Here is a 16,588-nt window from a genome sequence, read left to right on the forward strand (position 1 = left end):
CCTCCTCACAAAAATTCTTCTTATGCCTTTTTGTGAATCTTCATACATTCCTGCGGCTGGAAACTCCTTTAATAATTCATACAAAACCTGTCATCTGTCCAAGTCTATCCTGCATACATATAACGAAGAGCATTCATGTCAGTTAGTAAAAAAGCAACGCTAGAAAGGAGGAACCACAGGTGAAAGTAGGATTTATCGGAACAGGCAGCATGGGCAGCCTGCTGATTGACGCCTTTCTTTCTTCCGGAGCCCTGAATCCGTGCGATGTACTCGCCAGCAACCGCAGTCTGAATAAACTGCTGGAGCTAGAAGATCGTCATCCCGGCATAAACTTATGCGGAAGCAATAGTGAAACAGCGACTGGAAGTGACATTGTTTTTTTATGTGTAAAACCGCTGGAATTCAAAACCTTAACAGATGAGATCGGCCCTTATCTCCGCAGCGATCAAATCGTCGTATCCATTACTAGTCCCGTTCAATTGCAACATCTGGAATCCGCTTTGCCGTCCAAAATAGCCAAGATCATCCCCAGCATTACACACTGTGTCAAAAGTGGGACATCACTGTGCATATTTGGCAGCAGGCTTAATAAAGAAGACAGGCTTGTGCTGCTGCAGATGTTGTCTTTCATAGGTGTTCCTTTGGAAATTCAAGAGGCCCATACCCGAATCGCTTCTGATTTCTCCAGCTGCGGACCTGCGTTCTTGAGCTATTTCATTGAACGCTGGATTGAAGCTGCGGTGGAAGTTACCGGGATTGAAGAGACGTTAATCAGCCGGCTTGCAGGTGAAATGCTGCTTGGAACAGGCAAGCTGCTAACAGAAGGAGAATTCACCCCGCAAGAGCTCCAAGAACGTGTAGCTGTCCGTGGCGGGATTACCGCAGAGGCACTGAACCATCTTCGCATTAGCCTTGAGGGCGTATTCGAACGTCTCATCATGACTACGCATGATAAATACGATGAGGATGTCACCAAGCTGGATGCGCTATTTGGGCATGACGGTATTATTCAAAGTCCTGTAGACCGTTAGAAAACAATAAAACCCGCAGCACGGAGTTCTCCGTTGCTGCGGGCATTATTGCGTTCTTCGCTTAACCCACTACGATATTTACAAGCTTGCCAGGAACCGCAATGATCTTGCGTACGGTTTTACCTTCTACTGCTGCACTCACATTCGGGAGTGACAACGCATGAGCTTGCATCTCTTCTTGACCCATATCCTGCGGGATCAACGCGCGTTGTACGATTTTACCATTTACCTGAATAACGATTTCAACCTCAGCATCCACCGTCCATGCTTCATCATACGTTGGCCAAGCCACGTAGCTGATACTTCCTTCGTGACCGAGCAGCTGCCACAGCTCTTCAGCGATGTGAGGCGCCAGTGGTGACAACATTTGTACGAAGTGTTCAGCAGCTTCTTGGGACAAAGTTTCTTGCTTATAAGCATCGTTAATAAAAATCATCAACTGGCTAATTGAGGTATTGAAACGCAGATGCTCGAAATCATCAGTGACCTTCTTAATGGTCTTGTGCCAAGTGCGTTTGAACTCGTCAGTGCCACCGTCTGCTGTGATTTTGGTGCTCAGCTTACCATCTTCACTCACGAACAGGCGCCATACACGGGACAAGAAACGGTGAACTCCTTCTACACCCTTTTCATTCCAAGGTTTGGTTGCTTCCAGAGGGCCCATAAACATTTCATACACACGTAGTGTATCTGCACCAAAAGCTTCCACAATCTCATCCGGGTTGATGACATTTCCGCGTGATTTACTCATTTTTTCATTATTATTTCCAAGAATCATACCTTGGTTAACCAGCTTATGGAAAGGTTCTTTTGTTTCAACAACGCCGAGATCATAAAGCACCTTGTGCCAAAAACGTGCATAGAGCAAGTGAAGCACGGCATGCTCCGCTCCACCAATATACAGATCTACTGGAAGCCATGCTTTTTGCTTCTCAGGGGAGCACAGCTCTTGATCGTTTTTCGGATCAATATAACGCAGGTAATACCAGCAGCTGCCCGCCCATTGCGGCATGGTGTTCGTCTCGCGGCGAGCCTTCATGCCAGTCTCAGGATCAATAGTTTCCACCCACTCTGTTACATTCGCAAGTGGAGATTCCCCTGTACCCGAAGGTTTGATCGCATCTACATCCGGCAGTACCAGCGGCAGCTGATCAACTGGAACAGTCTTCATTGTGCCGTCTTCCAAATGCAGAATTGGAATGGGCTCTCCCCAGTAGCGTTGGCGGCTAAACAGCCAGTCACGCAGACGATAGGTTACTTTGCCTTTACCTACGCCCTTTTCTTCCAACCAAGCAATCATCTTCGCAATCGCTTCTTCATTCTTGAGTCCATTCAGGAAATCAGAATTGACATGCGGACCATCTCCGGAATAAGCCTCTTCTTCAACGTTGCCGCCTTGAACGACTTCCACGATATTCAGGCCGAATTGTTTAGCAAATTCCCAGTCGCGTGTATCGTGACCCGGAACTGCCATGATTGCTCCCGTTCCGTAACCAGCAAGCACATAATCTGCAATCCAGATTGGCGCCTTCGCACCATTCACAGGATTAATTGCATATGCGCCTGTGAAGACACCGCTCTTCTCTTTTGCCAAATCCGTACGCTCCAGATCGCTCTTACGAGAAGCTTTTTCACGATATTCTGCCACAGCAGCACGCTGAGCTTCAGTGGTAATCACATCAACAAGCTCATGCTCTGGTGCCAGTACGCAGTAACTTGCTCCGAACAGTGTATCTGGACGTGTAGTAAACACGGTCAGGTTAGCCTCGTGACCTTCAATGTTAAAGTTCACTTCTGCACCTGTTGATTTCCCGATCCAGTTGCGCTGCATATCCTTGATGCTTTCGGACCAATCCAGTTCTTCCAGATCCTCCAGCAAACGCTCAGCGTACTCTGTAATTCTCAGAATCCATTGACGCATCGGTTTGCGCACGACCGGGTGACCGCCGCGCTCACTTTTACCATCGATAACCTCTTCGTTGGCAAGTACCGTACCCAGTGCCTCACACCAGTTAACAGGTACTTCTGCTACATAAGCCAGGCCTTTGTTATACAACTGGATAAAAATCCATTGTGTCCATTTATAATAATCCGGATCTGTCGTGCTGATCTCGCGGTCCCAATCGTAGGAGAAACCCAGCGATTTGATCTGACGACGGAAATTATCGATGTTCTTATCGGTAAAATCACGTGGATGCTGGCCGGTATCCATCGCATACTGCTCTGCCGGAAGTCCAAAAGCATCCCAGCCCATCGGATGCAATACATTGAAACCGCGCATCCGCTTGTAGCGAGAAACGATATCAGTCGCTGTGTAACCCTCTGGATGACCTACGTGCAGTCCTGCACCTGAAGGATACGGAAACATATCCAGTGCATAAAAATTGGGTTTTTCAGGATCTTCTCCTGTCTTAAAGCTTTTGTTCTCATCCCAGAACTTTTGCCATTTCGGCTCAATAGTCTGCGCCCGGTAACCACCAGCGGGTGTGCTATTTGTTTGATTGTCGCTCATTGTCTGCTCCTCCTTGGAGTGTTACTTCTTAGATTTCTTATTTCTTAACCAAGCATATACACCTTCGGTGTCCTTATAAGGACGGTAAGCGTTTATGCGGGAAATATAAGACATGAAGTATTGCGTAAAACGTATACTCTCTTATATTTACAAAAAAACCTCCCATCCCTAGCGTATTATCGCTAGGGACGAGAGGTTATAATTCCCGTGGTACCACCCTAGTTAGCGGCGAATATACTTTATTCTGCCACTCACTTTGCACCCTTTAGCGGGGGTGAGGCGACGGCGGTTCATTCATGACATCCATTATCTCTTATGGATATCCTGTAAACTTGCACCGTTACTCCGAGGTGAGTTCACTCTGTTCCGTTAACCGACTCGCACCTTAGTGTCGGCTCTCTGCAATAACGGTATAGAATTAATACTCCTCATCATCGAACAACTATATACTGAGTCATCAGTAATATTCCCCAACATTATATACAAAACTGTTATCAATAGTCAATGATTATCCCTTTATACGGGCTTTCGTTTGATTAAAAACGCCATAAAGTGTTGAATTACGACTTTTGCAGCTGCAAAGAACGGTACAGCAAGGATAAGTCCAATCATCCCTGCCAGTTCACCACCTACCAGCAATGCGAAGATAATAAGCAGCGGATGCAAATGTAGCGTCCTGCCTACGACCTGTGGAGAAATAATATTGCTCTCCACAATTTGGCATAAAGTGTTTACCACAGCAACCAGTAGAACTAATCGAAAAGAGACGGTCGAAGCCATCACAATGGCAGGTGCAGCCCCTAGAAAAGGACCCATATACGGAACAATATTAAATACTGCCACCACACTGGCGAACAGTAAGGCATAAGGCATTCCGACGATGGCATAGCCGATATAGGCAAGCACACCTATAATGATGCAGACCAGAAATTGTCCGCGAATGTAATTGCCGAGCGCAGCATCGATATCTTTTAACAAAGTAACAATAGACTTGCGGCGTGCGCGGGGCAGACAAGAGACCACCGTCCGTTCAAATACGTCAAAATCCTTCAAAATATAGAACACCAGAAACGGCACGATAAAAGCATTGAACAGCAAGTTAATCGTTGTCCCTATATTATCGAGAAAATGCGAAATCCCTTCGGCCAGACGATTCTCCAGTTGAAAAAACCAGTTGTTCATCCCCATTTCAACCCCAGGCGGTATTAGCCTTGTATTCATATGGCTCATCAGCCCCTGGGCTTGCAGTGTGATCTCAGGCAGATGTTCATTTAATTCTTCAAGCTGCTCAATAAACATCGGGATAAGGTTGATGGCGATCACGGTAATCGCCGTTAGAAACACTGCATATATAAGTAGAACAGCTACGCTACGCGGCATCTTCCGTCCGGCCAGCATACTAACCACGGGATTCAGCACATAGGAAATAATCATAGCTGCCAGAAATGGAGCGAGGATTGCCTTTAAAAATACAAAAATCCCCTGCAGCATCGGACGAAGCAACCAAACAAAATACAAAATGATCAGGGATAGCAGCACTCCGATCATCCAGCGGAACCATTTACTTTGGGACCATTGTTCCATGAGAGTACCCTCCTGCGGTAGAGCCTGGACTAGCTTCGTAAATAAGTATATGTATGGCCGCAGCAAAATAACCATCAAACACACAAAAAAGCGTCAATAACCTTGCAACTGATTTCAGCTGAAAGGAAATTGACGCTTAAGTACATAGAGCAGTCTTGCTTACAAAGCAAGATTCATAGTTAAGACGACGCATGAATTTGCGGGAAATCCTGAGTCATATCATCCCCGGAGAACAGGTCGTCCAGCGAGCTTAGTGTGCCGTCTTCTTCAACTTGATAAACCGACATTTTTTCGCCATTTACCGTCAATTCGATGAAACAGCCCCAGCAATAAAACTGGTGGGAACCGATCTTTCCGATATCTTTGGAGTTGCAGTTTGGACACTTCATATAATACATTCCACCTATCCGTTAACAATATTAATGGCTTTTTGTAGCCGTTCTTCGCTCATCGCAGGAACCATTAATGCATTCTCACCAATGGACATCTCGTCAGAACAAGGCAGCCATTTGCGGCCTTCGATCAAATCAGTGACAAGCCCGTCACTAATTTCCAGCGCTCCTATTGTGTTTCCCAACTTTTGGTCAAAATAAACATCAGATATTCGTCCGAGTATAGTTCCAGTTGTAGTTAGCACTTTCAAATCCTTAAGTTTGTTCTTTCCAAGTAGAAAAGTACAAGGTATATGATCGGCATCTATCTTATCAATCGACTCTTTATTACGAATCATGACAGCATCCTCGCCGTAGGCCACAATATCTTCCCATGCCACAAATTTCACATGGCCACCAAAAAAAGATTTGCTTTCCAGTTCAATACCCGTAATATTCCAGTTTGAATCGAGCAAAATATCGACAATTTTGCCGATTGCGTTACCCTCTTCAACTTCATATACAGCCAAGCCGATCAGATCTTGAAGTTTCATGGCTGCTCGGTCTCCTCACTTTGAGTGTAATTACGAGTTCTCAAAAAGTGAAAGCCCGAATGATCAGGATACCTACCATAGCCTAGAAGTAACTAGTCTCTGATACGAAGCCGATTCAGAATGGTTTCAACTTTTCGAGCAACGTACTCAATTTCTTCAGTAGTATTACCCAAACCCATGCTAAATCGAATCGCTGACCCTAAAATATTTTCTGGAAGCTCCATTGCTCTCAGAACATGGGATATTTCCAGTGATCCTGACGTGCAGGCTGAACCGCTTGCTGCCGCAATCCCGTCCATATCCAGGTTCATCAGCATAACATCTGTTCTAGCTCCCGGGAAGCTCAAATTCAGTATACTAGGCAAAAAATGCTCGGTATTGCCGTTAATTGAATAACTTTCCCGTCCAATCAGCGCATCCAGCTCTTCAAGTAGTCTATTGCGCAGGAGCTGCACTTTTTGTCGACGTTCTGATAGACCTGTAACTGCTATTTCAACAGCCTTGGCAAATCCAGCAGTACCTGCTAAATTTTCTGTTCCGGCTCGTCTGCCGCGCTCCTGAAGGCCACCGTGGAGTCTTGGATGCAGCGGTGCTCCACTCCGCACATAAAGGCCACCGATCCCCCCAGGTCCATTGATTTTGTGAGCTGTAAAGCTCATGTAATCTACCGGAAGCTCCCGCAGTGTGATCGGTAAGGCACCAAGAGCTTGTACAGCATCAACATGGAACAGAATACCCCGCTCTCTGGCAAATTGGCCAATTTCCTGAATCGGCTGAACGGTTCCTACCTCATTGTTGGCATACATTACACTGATTAGCACTGTGTCTTCCTGCACCGCTGCTTCTACATCTGCAACGGATACTCGGCCTGTAGAATCCACAGGAAGATAAGTAATCTTAAAGCCTTCCTTCTCCAGCTCTTCGCAGGTATGTAGCACTGCATGATGCTCTATCGCAGAGGTGATAATATGATTGCCTTTCTGGGCAACAGCAGCGACAGCTCCATAGAGTGCTAGATTGTCACTTTCGGTTCCGCCGCCAGTGAACACCCACTCTTCCGGCGAGCAGCCTAAAAAGGCGGCGATAGTATCGCGCGCCCCATTTAATATTTTCTTGGCTGAACGTCCGAACTGATGTACACTGGACGCATTTCCATATTGTTCTGTCATTATATTCAGCATGACCTTGGCCACCTCCGGATGAACCGGGGTTGATGCGGCGTGGTCCAAATAGATGGTTTTCATCATTCATTTCTCCACTTCTAGGGTATAGGAAAACAGTTCGTTTTTAAGAACTATTAAATTATACCGCGCGAGAAGTTAGTTTTCCACAAACTAAAGAACACAATATTGTAATCAATTCCCTGCACAGGCTAAGGTAATGACAGCCAATTCTCTTCAGAGGTAACTTCTATGCCGTTTTTTCTAAGTAAAGCTGCAGTCACGCCGTTCCCAGCGATCTTCTTCCCTTTGAACTCTCCGTTATAAATCATGGTGCTGCCGCAAGAAGGACTGTTTTCCTTGAGGACTACCATCGTAGCTGAAACTTCTTGAGCTTTCTCAAGCGTAATATAAGCCCCTTTTAAATATAGTTCTGTTACATCTATGCCCGATCGGTCCACTACTTTAGCCGTTCCTGCAAGCACAGCCTCACCATCCCCGCCGACAATTTCAGCTGGCTCTCTAGGCGTAGAGAATCCCCCTAATAATTCCGGACACACAGCAATAGCTTGATTCTCATTCAAAAGCTTCTGAATTTTCTCATCCAAACAATCCGTGCCATTATATCTTACCTTCATACCAGCTAAACAAGAGCTTACCAAAATCACCTATATGCACCGCTTTCTTCATTCATTATGCTTCGTTTATAATAAGATACAACCCTTAACAGCCGTTCAAGCTAAGAAATATTTCGAGCATAACATGCTGATTACAAGCTGTAAACAAATCCAGCCTCAAAAACGACCGAATGGGAAGTGTATAAAATGTGCGGACGATATACGATAACCGTCACCATGGAAGAGCTGATGGTCAGATATTTTGCGAATGATTCAACCATTATCCACTATGCTCCAACATATAACGCAGCACCCATGCAGCAAATTCCGGCAGTCATTAACACAGGATCCAGCAATAAACTTGGGGAACTGCGCTGGGGTCTGGTTCCTTCATGGGCCAAAGATGACAAAATCGGCAGTAAAATGATCAATGCCCGGGCAGAGTCACTCCTTGAGAAGCCTTCTTTCAAGCGATTAGTAAGCTCCCGCCGCTGCATCATTCCATCTGATGGCTTCTATGAATGGAAGGTTCAGGGCAATAGCAAACAACCCATGCGAATCGTGATGCGCGATGGGGGTATTTTTTCAATGGCCGGATTGTATGATATTTGGATGGACCCTGAAGGTAATAAATTAAGTACCTGCACGATTATAACGACTACCCCAAATGAACTTATGGCTGAAATCCATAACCGTATGCCAGTTATTTTGAAGCCTGAGGATGAGCCAGAATGGCTGAGCCGGGACAATCAGGACGCAACTTCGTTAATAAAGCTTCTTAAACCCTATGATCAGCATCAAATGAGAGCCTACCCGGTTTCTACTGCAGTGGGAAATGTTCGGAATAATACGAAGGAATTAATCAATGAGATATAGAAAACAATATTATTCAAATGGTAGGAATGATTATCACCCTTTTATTGACACTAATTCTGACCTCGTTGTTTATCCATGAAAAAACATTTTAACCCTGCGGATTAACCGCAGAGTTAAGACCAGCGCCGCTCAATATGAATTCTGCGTCCCATCAATTGATGATACATCTGTAGAAATCTGTCTGCATACAGCTCAGAGGATAGGTTAGTCCGGATATGCCATTCTCCATTCATCCTGATTCTGGCCCGTAGTTCTGGATCATTCATTAAGGATAGAGCAGCAACCACAGCTTCATCCAGCTGCCCTCTAGTGTATATTTTTCCAGTGTGATTGTTAATGACGAGTCTACGAACGCCGTCTGAATCTGTAGTAAGTACAGGACAACGGCACAACATCGCCTCAGCAACCGCGTATCCAAACCCTTCCAAAATAGAGGTAGAAAGGAGCAAACCTCCCGAATCACCAATAATACTCATATAATCTGCCATTTGCTCATGAGGAATATTGGAATACGAAATCAACCGTGAAGAAATCCCCGTCTCAGCTACAAATTGATCAAAGCTTTCTTTTTGCTCTGGATCAAACAAAGTATCATCCTGAAAAATCCATAAATAAAGTTCGGGATGGATCGCCAGCAGCCTTTGCCCGATTTGCAGAAATTCCCGCCAATTCTTATTCGTTTGAATGCGTCCTACCCAGCCGAGGATAGGGAAACTTTTCGCGGGATAATTGGTATATCCAAACTGATCGCAATCGATCGGATCATCAAAACAATATTGTGGAATGGTTGGAAATCCGCCTTTGAAAAGCGCCTGCAAATGGGTTGTTTCTGGATACAGCAGTGCATCGGTGAGCCTGTAAATGCGCTCTGTAAAATTATTAACGACCTGCTCAGCTTCATCTAAGGTGCCTAAACCCTGCACTTCAAAAACAAGCGGCCCTTTATACCCGAACCCTCGAATCCGCTCTGCTAAGTTAATATCCGTACACACTACAATTAAGTCAAAAGCTTCACGAGCAAGCATTGCCCTGATCTCGTCATCGCTATTGGTAATATGCGTTTGAATGTTACGGATATTCTGCTGTCCTTTTCCATGGTGTGTATACAGTAAATGGCACTCTACACCGCGAGCATGTAACGCTTGGCAGCGAACTCGGTTCAGGGTTTGCATACCTCCACTCGGGTTATAAAAAGTGAACAAAATCTTCATTATGATCACTCATTCGCAAATTATTTTTAGGTAAAAGAGGTCTTCAACAAATCATACAGATCTGCGCTGCGAAACAGCTCATTATAATAGTGGCCTTTGGTCGATGGGACATGTCTGTGTCGAAATCCAATCAGGCTATGATCATCCGTATAGTAATTGGAAGTCGTATCCCCGCCCGTAGTTACCAAAGCTTCCAGCATGTACTCAATATCGAGCGCTCCTATAAAAACTTTTGGACCTAAAACTATCGTGAATGGAGTGGATAGTTGTTCTATAGCACTGCAAATCGCGTGTGACTCCACAGCTCCAGGCAGCCAGGCGAACGCTGTCGCAGGATGAGGTATGGTTTCCAATAGAGCCGATGGCTGACGCGTAGTTGATAAATCCAACACCCGGCATTCATAATTGCTATACGTTTGTTCGTACAGATTCTCTATCCGCGTTATTTCATCCGCACAAGCATTCACTACAGGATATAGAACGGTAATCATCGCCGGAATTCCTCTGCGAAACCGTGCCTGATGGCGGGTCAAATGATAGGCATATCTCCATCTACGATGATTTTCAACCGAATGTAATTGGGCAGATACACTAAAGGTAGAATCCACACGATAATTCACCAGTTCCACCGGTATAAAGCGAATTTCACAATGTTCAGCCAGTCTCAGCCAGTAATCATAATCCTCCACCGGTTCCATTCCATAAGCTCCAACAAGCTTCGCAATCTGTGCTTTGTACATAAAAGAAACGCCAATAAGCGAGTAATCCAGCAATCTCTCTTTAGGCTGTGACTGATAATTACGCTGAGTAGCTAATTGATGTTCGTTATGAAGAAACCTTCCCTCGTTATCGATGCTTTGAAAAGAACTGTACACGATGCCTAACTCCTGTGGACCTCTAACTAGCGCCCCCCGAAGGATTTCGAGGAAACGGGGTTCATAAACATTGTCGCTGGAAACCCAACTTAGATATTGAATACTAGGCTCACTATACAAAAGATCAAAGCCGGTATTCAGTGCATGTGCTATACCCCTGTTCTGTACGTAAGAGATAACCGTTACCCTTGGATCTTCGACAATAATGGATCTCACGAGCGGTTCCATTTCAGGTGCACCATCGATCACAACAACCAGCCGAAAATTGGTAAAAGATTGGTGTAGAACAGACTGCAGAGCTTGCCGTAAGAACTCCGGCTTTTGGGTATACACAGGCATAACTACTCCTACATCCGCCATGATTTTTTACCTCTCTCTACATTGGAGTATAAAATCAGTATATTTTGATTCCTCCCATCTGACTGTGTGAATGCCCTTAAAATACTTTATTACGCCTAAAAAAGCAGCAATCGCCCTATTTCTTTCAGCGACTGCTGCTTAATGGTCTAAATATTACTATTATACAGGTATAGAAAGAGCGGTAATCTCCGTCATTTCAGATTGAAGCACCCGCTGATCGGTAACTAGATTTCCGAACTCATCCAGCCCATAAACAGAGGTGACTACTTCTGCCAAAGGATAAGGACTACTAATTTGCACCTCGTAAGCCAGATTCCCCCCAATGAAAAACTCTCTAATATCAGAACTCTTTGCAGGAACGAAATAACCTGTGACATAAAGCGGGGTAAGAGCTGGCAAGGAATATGGAACACCGAAGACTTCGACAATCATCATTGCACTCGCATTACTTGTGTTACGAACACTGACCACTACATTACTCGCTGCAGTACCAGTTGCTCTCGTATTCGTAATAAGACCTGTTGTATAAGGCATTTTCTCACTCCTCCTCTTGGTTTCTATCAACTTATTCAACAGCTAGCTTATAGTTGTGAGGCAAGAGGAGGGGTTAACACGTGGAATAATAGCCAAATAGACAGGTATACAGTTCCTTTCCCGCTTTTTTCATAACATAGATTAAAGATGAAAAAGGAGAGGTGACAATGACCAATTTCAATTTTCAGGTCACTACAGGTTTGCCACCAAAGTTTGAACCCTATGTTGCTGTGAATCTGCTTATTCCCGGGATCATGATTGCTGTAGCTGTAGACACTACAACCGGAGTTCCATTAATAGGGATGTATCGCTCGTTAGATGGCGGTGCCAACTGGTCACAAGCTTTACTGCCTCTGCCTCCAGGATTTACAGGGGCCGAAGCACCTGCTGTTGCGTACTCCTTTCCGAATACATTTGCCATTTCTGCACATGCTTTTCCAGGCGCTTCAGACGGAACAACTATATTCTATATTTCCACCAACAATGGTACTAATTTCAGCAGCCCTGTAATTGTAAGTAGCGGGTATGGAACCTACATTAATAATGACGAAACAAATATCACAATCGATGTAGGACAATCTAGCCCATATTTAGGAAATATCTATGTTTCTTACAATCATCAGTTCAATGTAGCTAACGGAGGTAACTCGACAGCTTTTCTTAGTCGATCTCGTGATAATGGAGCCACATGGGACACTCCCATCCTGCTTTCCAGTGAAGCTAATCAGGTAGAACGTCCCGATGTGGCTGTGGATTTGATAGGCAGCGTGTATGGAGCATGGATTACGACAAATCCGGAATTCCGATTTGTGATCAGAACTTCTTTGGATGGTGGAACAACGTTTGGCGCCCCTGTTCTTGTGTCCACGATCGTACCTGTGCCCATAGTCCTGCCCGTTCCCGGCTATGCTTTTCGGGTCTTAACATTTGCGAATATTTCAACCGATCGATCAGTCGGACCCTTTACCAACCGTGTGTATACCATCTGGCAGGATTTCCGCCAAGGGTACTCTGATGTATTCATGTCCATTTCAAACGACAGGGGCATGACTTGGAGCACTCCCGTTAGTATTACCGGTGCACCCGCGGGATCTCAGAACTTTTTTCCTGCGATCGATGTCGACCCTTTGACGGGCGTAGTAAATGTGATCTATTACAGCAATCAGGTTAACGGATTTTTGCTAGATGTATATGTTGCGCGATCCATTAACGGTGGACAGACATTTACCAACACTAGAATAACTAACGTTTCCTTCGATCCGAATGCTGGAGGTACAGGACCTGTAACCTTAATAGGGGATTATATTGATATCACTTCCGTTCCGCCTGGAGGATATATCGGCGTATGGACAGATACTAGTCCGGGAACACAGACTATTTTTGCGGGATATTCCGATGTAGTTATTACTTGATTGGGGCTGGCTGCCCACATCATAAAAAGTCTATTGCCGGGGATTAGGCGATAGGCTTTTTAGTGCAGGTAATGAAAAAGAAAATATTTTCATGAACTTGAACGCTGTTACGCTGAGCTTTCGCATCCGCATCATCGCCGATTCCCACTCTGGCAAGATCCATAGCATACTGGGCTTTGATATTACATATGTTCGATTTTTCAGTTAAAAAACCTTCTCTAATAAAGATCCAAAAGCATAACCAAATTCATATGTATTTCTTACCAGACTCTCCATTCCCTGAACTAATAACGTGACGCCCTTAAGCATTAGAGTAAAAATAAATATCACACCAAACATTCGAAATACTCCCATTCCTTTCTCGTGCCTCCAACGATAATTCTTGCCCATTTTAAAACACCTCATTTTGAGTATTATTATGTTAACTACGTCTCATTACGGGCTCCTATGTATTTCACATCATCCGTATAAAATCTTCTTACTAGAATACTAGATTTGGAACATTATGTATACCAATGCAGAGGTCATCGGGTGATTTCTGCCTTCTCATAAGTAAATAAGCACAAATGTTCGCATATAAAGAATAATAGTGTTAAAATAAAGTTATACTATTCCTAAACTAAAGCCTAAGGAGTCTTGCCAAATGAGTCAAAGAGTTGCCTACAATGAAGTTGCACCTGAGGGTATGAAAATCATGATGGATATGGAGATGTACACCAAAAAATCTACGATTAATCGGACTACAAGAGAACTTATCAAAATCAGAGTTTCTCAAATTAACGGATGTGCTTTCTGCATAGATATGCATACATCCGAAGCTCGTAAAATGGGTGAAATCGAACAACGAATTTATTGTTTAAATGTTTGGGAGGAATGTACTTTTTATACACCTGAAGAGAAGGTTGCTCTCGAACTATCTGAGCATATTACGCTAATCCCTTCCAAAAGAGTTCCTGATGAGCTATATAAACGAGTACGTGAACAATACGATGAGAAACAATATATTGATCTTGTACTGGTCATTAATCAAATCAACAGTTGGAACAGAATTTCTATTGCAATGGGAAATACACCCGCAGAACAATAATTACCCTCAAAGAACACCTTAGGGTGTTTTTTTTATTCTCCGCTCCGCACGTTCCACGGCTCCGTTGATATATAGATCATCACATTAACATGCCCTGCCAGTATTATCACTAGCAAGGCATTTTTTCATGCGATCGCGTTGGGTTAGTTCAATAACAATTGCTGATTTTAGTACTCTCTTTTATTTCCCTTCTTTACGTATTCCCACTCAACCTCAACATTTTTCCTAACCCTTTGCAAGAGTTGAAACAATACTTCCGTTTCTTTTTCAGATAATCCTGCTAACGCAACCAAATCGGTATGTTCCCCTTCTCTCTTCAGAAAAGAATAGGCTTGTTTACCTTTTTCAGTTGTGAATAACCTTTTTATTTTTTTGTTCGTTTCATCGTCTTTCTTTTCAATAAAACCTTGGATTTCAAGTTTCTGAATCGCACGCGCTGCTGTTGTTCGGTCCACCTTTATCATTTCCGACAGCTTTTCTTGAATAATACCTGGATTCTCATATATCCGGACCAGATATAAATACTGCCCCTTTGTAAGCTCTAATTCCTTGAACTCTATATTACTTATGGAATCTAATGCCCTCGCTATCATTCCAACTTCACGAAGTATCTCCTTCATTCAATCACCTACCAGTTCCAATAATGTTGTATTTACAACAATATTGATTATATATATACTTATAATTGTCGTTAATTCATTATGACGTTTTTCCTAAAAAAAACAAATACAGAATGGAGTAAGCAAGAATGAATCTTAAAAGAATTACACTAATCGAGGAACTTGAAGCTGCATTTTCAATAAGAAAAAAAGTATTTGTTGAGGAACAAGGCGTACCCCTTAATGATGAATTTGATGAATTCGATACGCTGAATGGAGAATGTGAGCATGTTCTCGCCTATTATGATGGGCAACCAGTTGCCACAGGAAGGATCCGCTTTCTTGATGGATTAGGTAAGTTAGAGCGTATTTGCATCCTAGAACCTTATCGTAAATTTGGAATTGGGAAAAAAATTATTTCTGCATTAGAAGAGATCGTGGTTGAAAAGGGGCATCAAAAGGTTAAATTGCACGGGCAAACTCAGGCAGAGGGGTTCTATAAGAAACTTGGTTATCGGGCTTCATCTACTGAATTTATGGAGGATGGCATCCCTCATCTTTTAATGATTAAAGATCTTTCTGCTTCAATAGAATGAAGAAGTTTAGTGTAACTACGTTTTCCATTTTCACTTGCGGAATTTTCATCTTAACCCTAGGCGTTTCACTAACAATAATCTCCGATCTTGGAGCGTCACCTTTTGATGCACTTTTAGTCGGTCTATCCCAAAATGTCGGTCTTACAGTAGGCAGTTGGGAAGTGCTGATCGCATGCCTATTGATTGGATGTAATTCATGTTTATCCAAGCAAAGACCAGAATTATTAGGGTTGGTAACTGCATTTATAGCAGGCATTGGTATCGATATGTGGCTTTTTTTGTTAAACAATCTGATCGAGCCTAATCTGTGGATCAGTAAAATCGCCTTTTATGGTTTAGGCTTAATCGCAATTGGATTAGGTACATCCATTTATTTGTACGCAAATTTCGCACCGATTCCAGTGGACCGACTAACATTAGTACTGCAAACGATAACTAGGCTTAGTATACTATTTACTAAAACAATCATTTATCTGGTTTTCTTATTTGCCGCCATTATTTTCAATGGGCCTATTGGGATTGGCACTCTACTTACCATTTGTTTAGGCGGCTTAATTCTTAATTACTTTATGCCACTTATACAGAAAGCCTTGGACCGATTGCTACAACATACAACAGCGGACTCCGCTAAAGAAATATGATATATAGAGCAAACCATAATCTTATCATTGGGAGTGAATAATATGGAGTTTAGAATCGATAACTTAACCGGAACCGAAATCATAGCATTGATCAGTGAACATCTGCAGAGCATGTTTGAGCAATCCCCGCCAGAGAGTGTACATGCGTTGAATTTAGATAAATTAAAAACACCTGAAATTACCTTCTGGAGCGCCTGGGAGCAGGGCGAACTCTTAGGTTGCGGTGCTCTTAAAGACCTGGGTAGCCATCATGGTGAAATCAAATCCATGCGTACTTCTACCAAGCATCTTAGGAAGGGCATTGCATCTAAAATGCTTGCCCATATCATTAAGGAAGCTAAGCAACAAGGCTATCGGCGGCTGAGCTTAGAAACCGGATCCACTGAAGGGTTCGAAGCAGCTAGAAAATTATATGAACAATATGGATTTGAATACTGCAGTCCGTTTGCAGATTACATTGAAGACCCCTATAGTGTTTTTATGACGAAAGAATTATAAGCACTATGGAGATGCTAATTTGACTACTAATCAATGGATACCGATTCTCGCAGCGTTCATCGGAGCCTCT

General features: G+C 43.5%; 18 protein-coding genes and 1 other annotated feature. Of the genes, 7 read left to right on the forward strand and 11 right to left on the reverse strand.

Going from position 1 to position 16,588, the window contains the following annotated elements:
* The first annotated feature begins 179 nt into the window (after nt 1-179).
* Nucleotides 180-1,031, forward strand: coding sequence for a late competence protein ComER (comER, locus tag NSQ50_RS24175; protein ID WP_076224579.1), 852 nt, complete (start codon nt 180-182; stop codon nt 1,029-1,031).
* A 61-nt stretch (nt 1,032-1,092) separates the two neighbouring features.
* Here comER and leuS read toward each other — a convergent pair whose 3' ends face one another.
* The 6 genes from leuS to NSQ50_RS24205 form a co-directional block, all read right to left on the reverse strand.
* Nucleotides 1,093-3,543 (reverse strand): leucine--tRNA ligase, encoded by a 2,451-nt coding sequence (leuS, locus tag NSQ50_RS24180; RefSeq protein WP_036677550.1) that lies wholly within the window; start codon nt 3,541-3,543, stop codon nt 1,093-1,095.
* Between the two features lie 181 nt (nt 3,544-3,724).
* Nucleotides 3,725-3,987, reverse strand: a binding site (T-box leader).
* A gap of 72 nt (nt 3,988-4,059) precedes the next feature.
* Entirely contained in the window at nt 4,060-5,127 is a 1,068-nt protein-coding gene (locus tag NSQ50_RS24185; protein ID WP_036677553.1) for an AI-2E family transporter, read from the reverse strand.
* Between the two features lie 179 nt (nt 5,128-5,306).
* Nucleotides 5,307-5,516 (reverse strand): hypothetical protein, encoded by a 210-nt coding sequence (locus tag NSQ50_RS24190; RefSeq protein WP_036677557.1) that lies wholly within the window; start codon nt 5,514-5,516, stop codon nt 5,307-5,309.
* Nucleotides 5,517-5,530: 14 nt separating this feature from the next.
* Nucleotides 5,531-6,052: a PRC-barrel domain-containing protein gene (locus tag NSQ50_RS24195; RefSeq protein WP_038572961.1), complete on the reverse strand. Its 522-nt coding sequence runs from the start codon at nt 6,050-6,052 to the stop codon at nt 5,531-5,533.
* Between the two features lie 92 nt (nt 6,053-6,144).
* Nucleotides 6,145-7,296: a cysteine desulfurase family protein gene (locus NSQ50_RS24200; RefSeq protein WP_076141549.1), complete on the reverse strand. Its 1,152-nt coding sequence runs from the start codon at nt 7,294-7,296 to the stop codon at nt 6,145-6,147.
* A 128-nt stretch (nt 7,297-7,424) separates the two neighbouring features.
* The gene (locus NSQ50_RS24205; protein WP_036677566.1) at nt 7,425-7,880 is read right to left on the reverse strand and encodes a DUF523 domain-containing protein; all 456 of its coding nucleotides are present in this window, start codon (nt 7,878-7,880) and stop codon (nt 7,425-7,427) included.
* 156 nt (nt 7,881-8,036) lie between these two features.
* On the opposite strand from NSQ50_RS24205, the gene NSQ50_RS24210 reads away from it, so the two are divergent.
* The gene (locus tag NSQ50_RS24210; protein ID WP_036677569.1) at nt 8,037-8,705 is read left to right on the forward strand and encodes an SOS response-associated peptidase; all 669 of its coding nucleotides are present in this window, start codon (nt 8,037-8,039) and stop codon (nt 8,703-8,705) included.
* 113 nt (nt 8,706-8,818) lie between these two features.
* Here NSQ50_RS24210 and NSQ50_RS24215 read toward each other — a convergent pair whose 3' ends face one another.
* The 3 genes from NSQ50_RS24215 to NSQ50_RS24225 all read right to left on the reverse strand — a co-directional run bounded on the left by NSQ50_RS24215 (nt 8,819) and on the right by NSQ50_RS24225 (nt 11,685).
* Entirely contained in the window at nt 8,819-9,916 is a 1,098-nt protein-coding gene (locus NSQ50_RS24215; RefSeq protein WP_036677572.1) for a glycosyltransferase family 4 protein, read from the reverse strand.
* Nucleotides 9,917-9,942: 26 nt separating this feature from the next.
* Nucleotides 9,943-11,151, reverse strand: a complete 1,209-nt coding sequence (locus NSQ50_RS24220) for a glycosyltransferase family 2 protein (RefSeq protein ID WP_036677575.1) — start codon at nt 11,149-11,151, stop codon at nt 9,943-9,945.
* Nucleotides 11,152-11,310: 159 nt separating this feature from the next.
* Nucleotides 11,311-11,685 carry a hypothetical protein gene (locus NSQ50_RS24225; RefSeq protein ID WP_036677578.1) on the reverse strand — a complete coding sequence of 125 codons (375 nt, stop codon included), beginning with the start codon at nt 11,683-11,685 and terminating at the stop codon, nt 11,311-11,313.
* Between the two features lie 167 nt (nt 11,686-11,852).
* On the opposite strand from NSQ50_RS24225, the gene NSQ50_RS24230 reads away from it, so the two are divergent.
* A complete protein-coding gene (locus NSQ50_RS24230) occupies nt 11,853-13,097 on the forward strand; it encodes a sialidase family protein (RefSeq protein WP_051490984.1) in 1,245 nt (414 codons plus the stop codon).
* Between the two features lie 204 nt (nt 13,098-13,301).
* On the opposite strand, the gene NSQ50_RS24235 is transcribed toward NSQ50_RS24230, so the two are convergent.
* Complete coding sequence (locus NSQ50_RS24235) at nt 13,302-13,451, reverse strand: hypothetical protein (protein ID WP_155288181.1); 150 nt, start codon at nt 13,449-13,451, stop codon at nt 13,302-13,304.
* A 289-nt stretch (nt 13,452-13,740) separates the two neighbouring features.
* On the opposite strand from NSQ50_RS24235, the gene NSQ50_RS24240 reads away from it, so the two are divergent.
* Nucleotides 13,741-14,184: a carboxymuconolactone decarboxylase family protein gene (locus tag NSQ50_RS24240; protein WP_076141548.1), complete on the forward strand. Its 444-nt coding sequence runs from the start codon at nt 13,741-13,743 to the stop codon at nt 14,182-14,184.
* Between the two features lie 167 nt (nt 14,185-14,351).
* Here the strand turns inward: NSQ50_RS24240 and NSQ50_RS24245 are convergent, their stop codons facing one another.
* Complete coding sequence (locus NSQ50_RS24245) at nt 14,352-14,804, reverse strand: MarR family winged helix-turn-helix transcriptional regulator (protein WP_036677586.1); 453 nt, start codon at nt 14,802-14,804, stop codon at nt 14,352-14,354.
* A gap of 128 nt (nt 14,805-14,932) precedes the next feature.
* Between NSQ50_RS24245 and NSQ50_RS24250 the strand changes: the two genes are divergently transcribed.
* The 3 genes from NSQ50_RS24250 to NSQ50_RS24260 are packed head-to-tail and all read left to right on the forward strand — an operon-like array spanning nt 14,933 to nt 16,518.
* Nucleotides 14,933-15,379: a GNAT family N-acetyltransferase gene (locus NSQ50_RS24250; protein WP_038572966.1), complete on the forward strand. Its 447-nt coding sequence runs from the start codon at nt 14,933-14,935 to the stop codon at nt 15,377-15,379.
* The gene (locus tag NSQ50_RS24255; protein WP_038572968.1) at nt 15,376-16,020 is read left to right on the forward strand and encodes a YczE/YyaS/YitT family protein; all 645 of its coding nucleotides are present in this window, start codon (nt 15,376-15,378) and stop codon (nt 16,018-16,020) included. Before NSQ50_RS24250 ends, NSQ50_RS24255 begins: the two co-directional genes overlap by 4 nt.
* A gap of 42 nt (nt 16,021-16,062) precedes the next feature.
* Nucleotides 16,063-16,518, forward strand: coding sequence for a GNAT family N-acetyltransferase (locus NSQ50_RS24260; protein WP_076141546.1), 456 nt, complete (start codon nt 16,063-16,065; stop codon nt 16,516-16,518).
* Nucleotides 16,519-16,588: the final 70 nt, after the last annotated feature.

Source organism: Paenibacillus sp. FSL R10-2788 (genome assembly GCF_038003885.1).
Lineage (GTDB): Bacteria > Bacillota > Bacilli > Paenibacillales > Paenibacillaceae > Paenibacillus_AQ > Paenibacillus_AQ odorifer.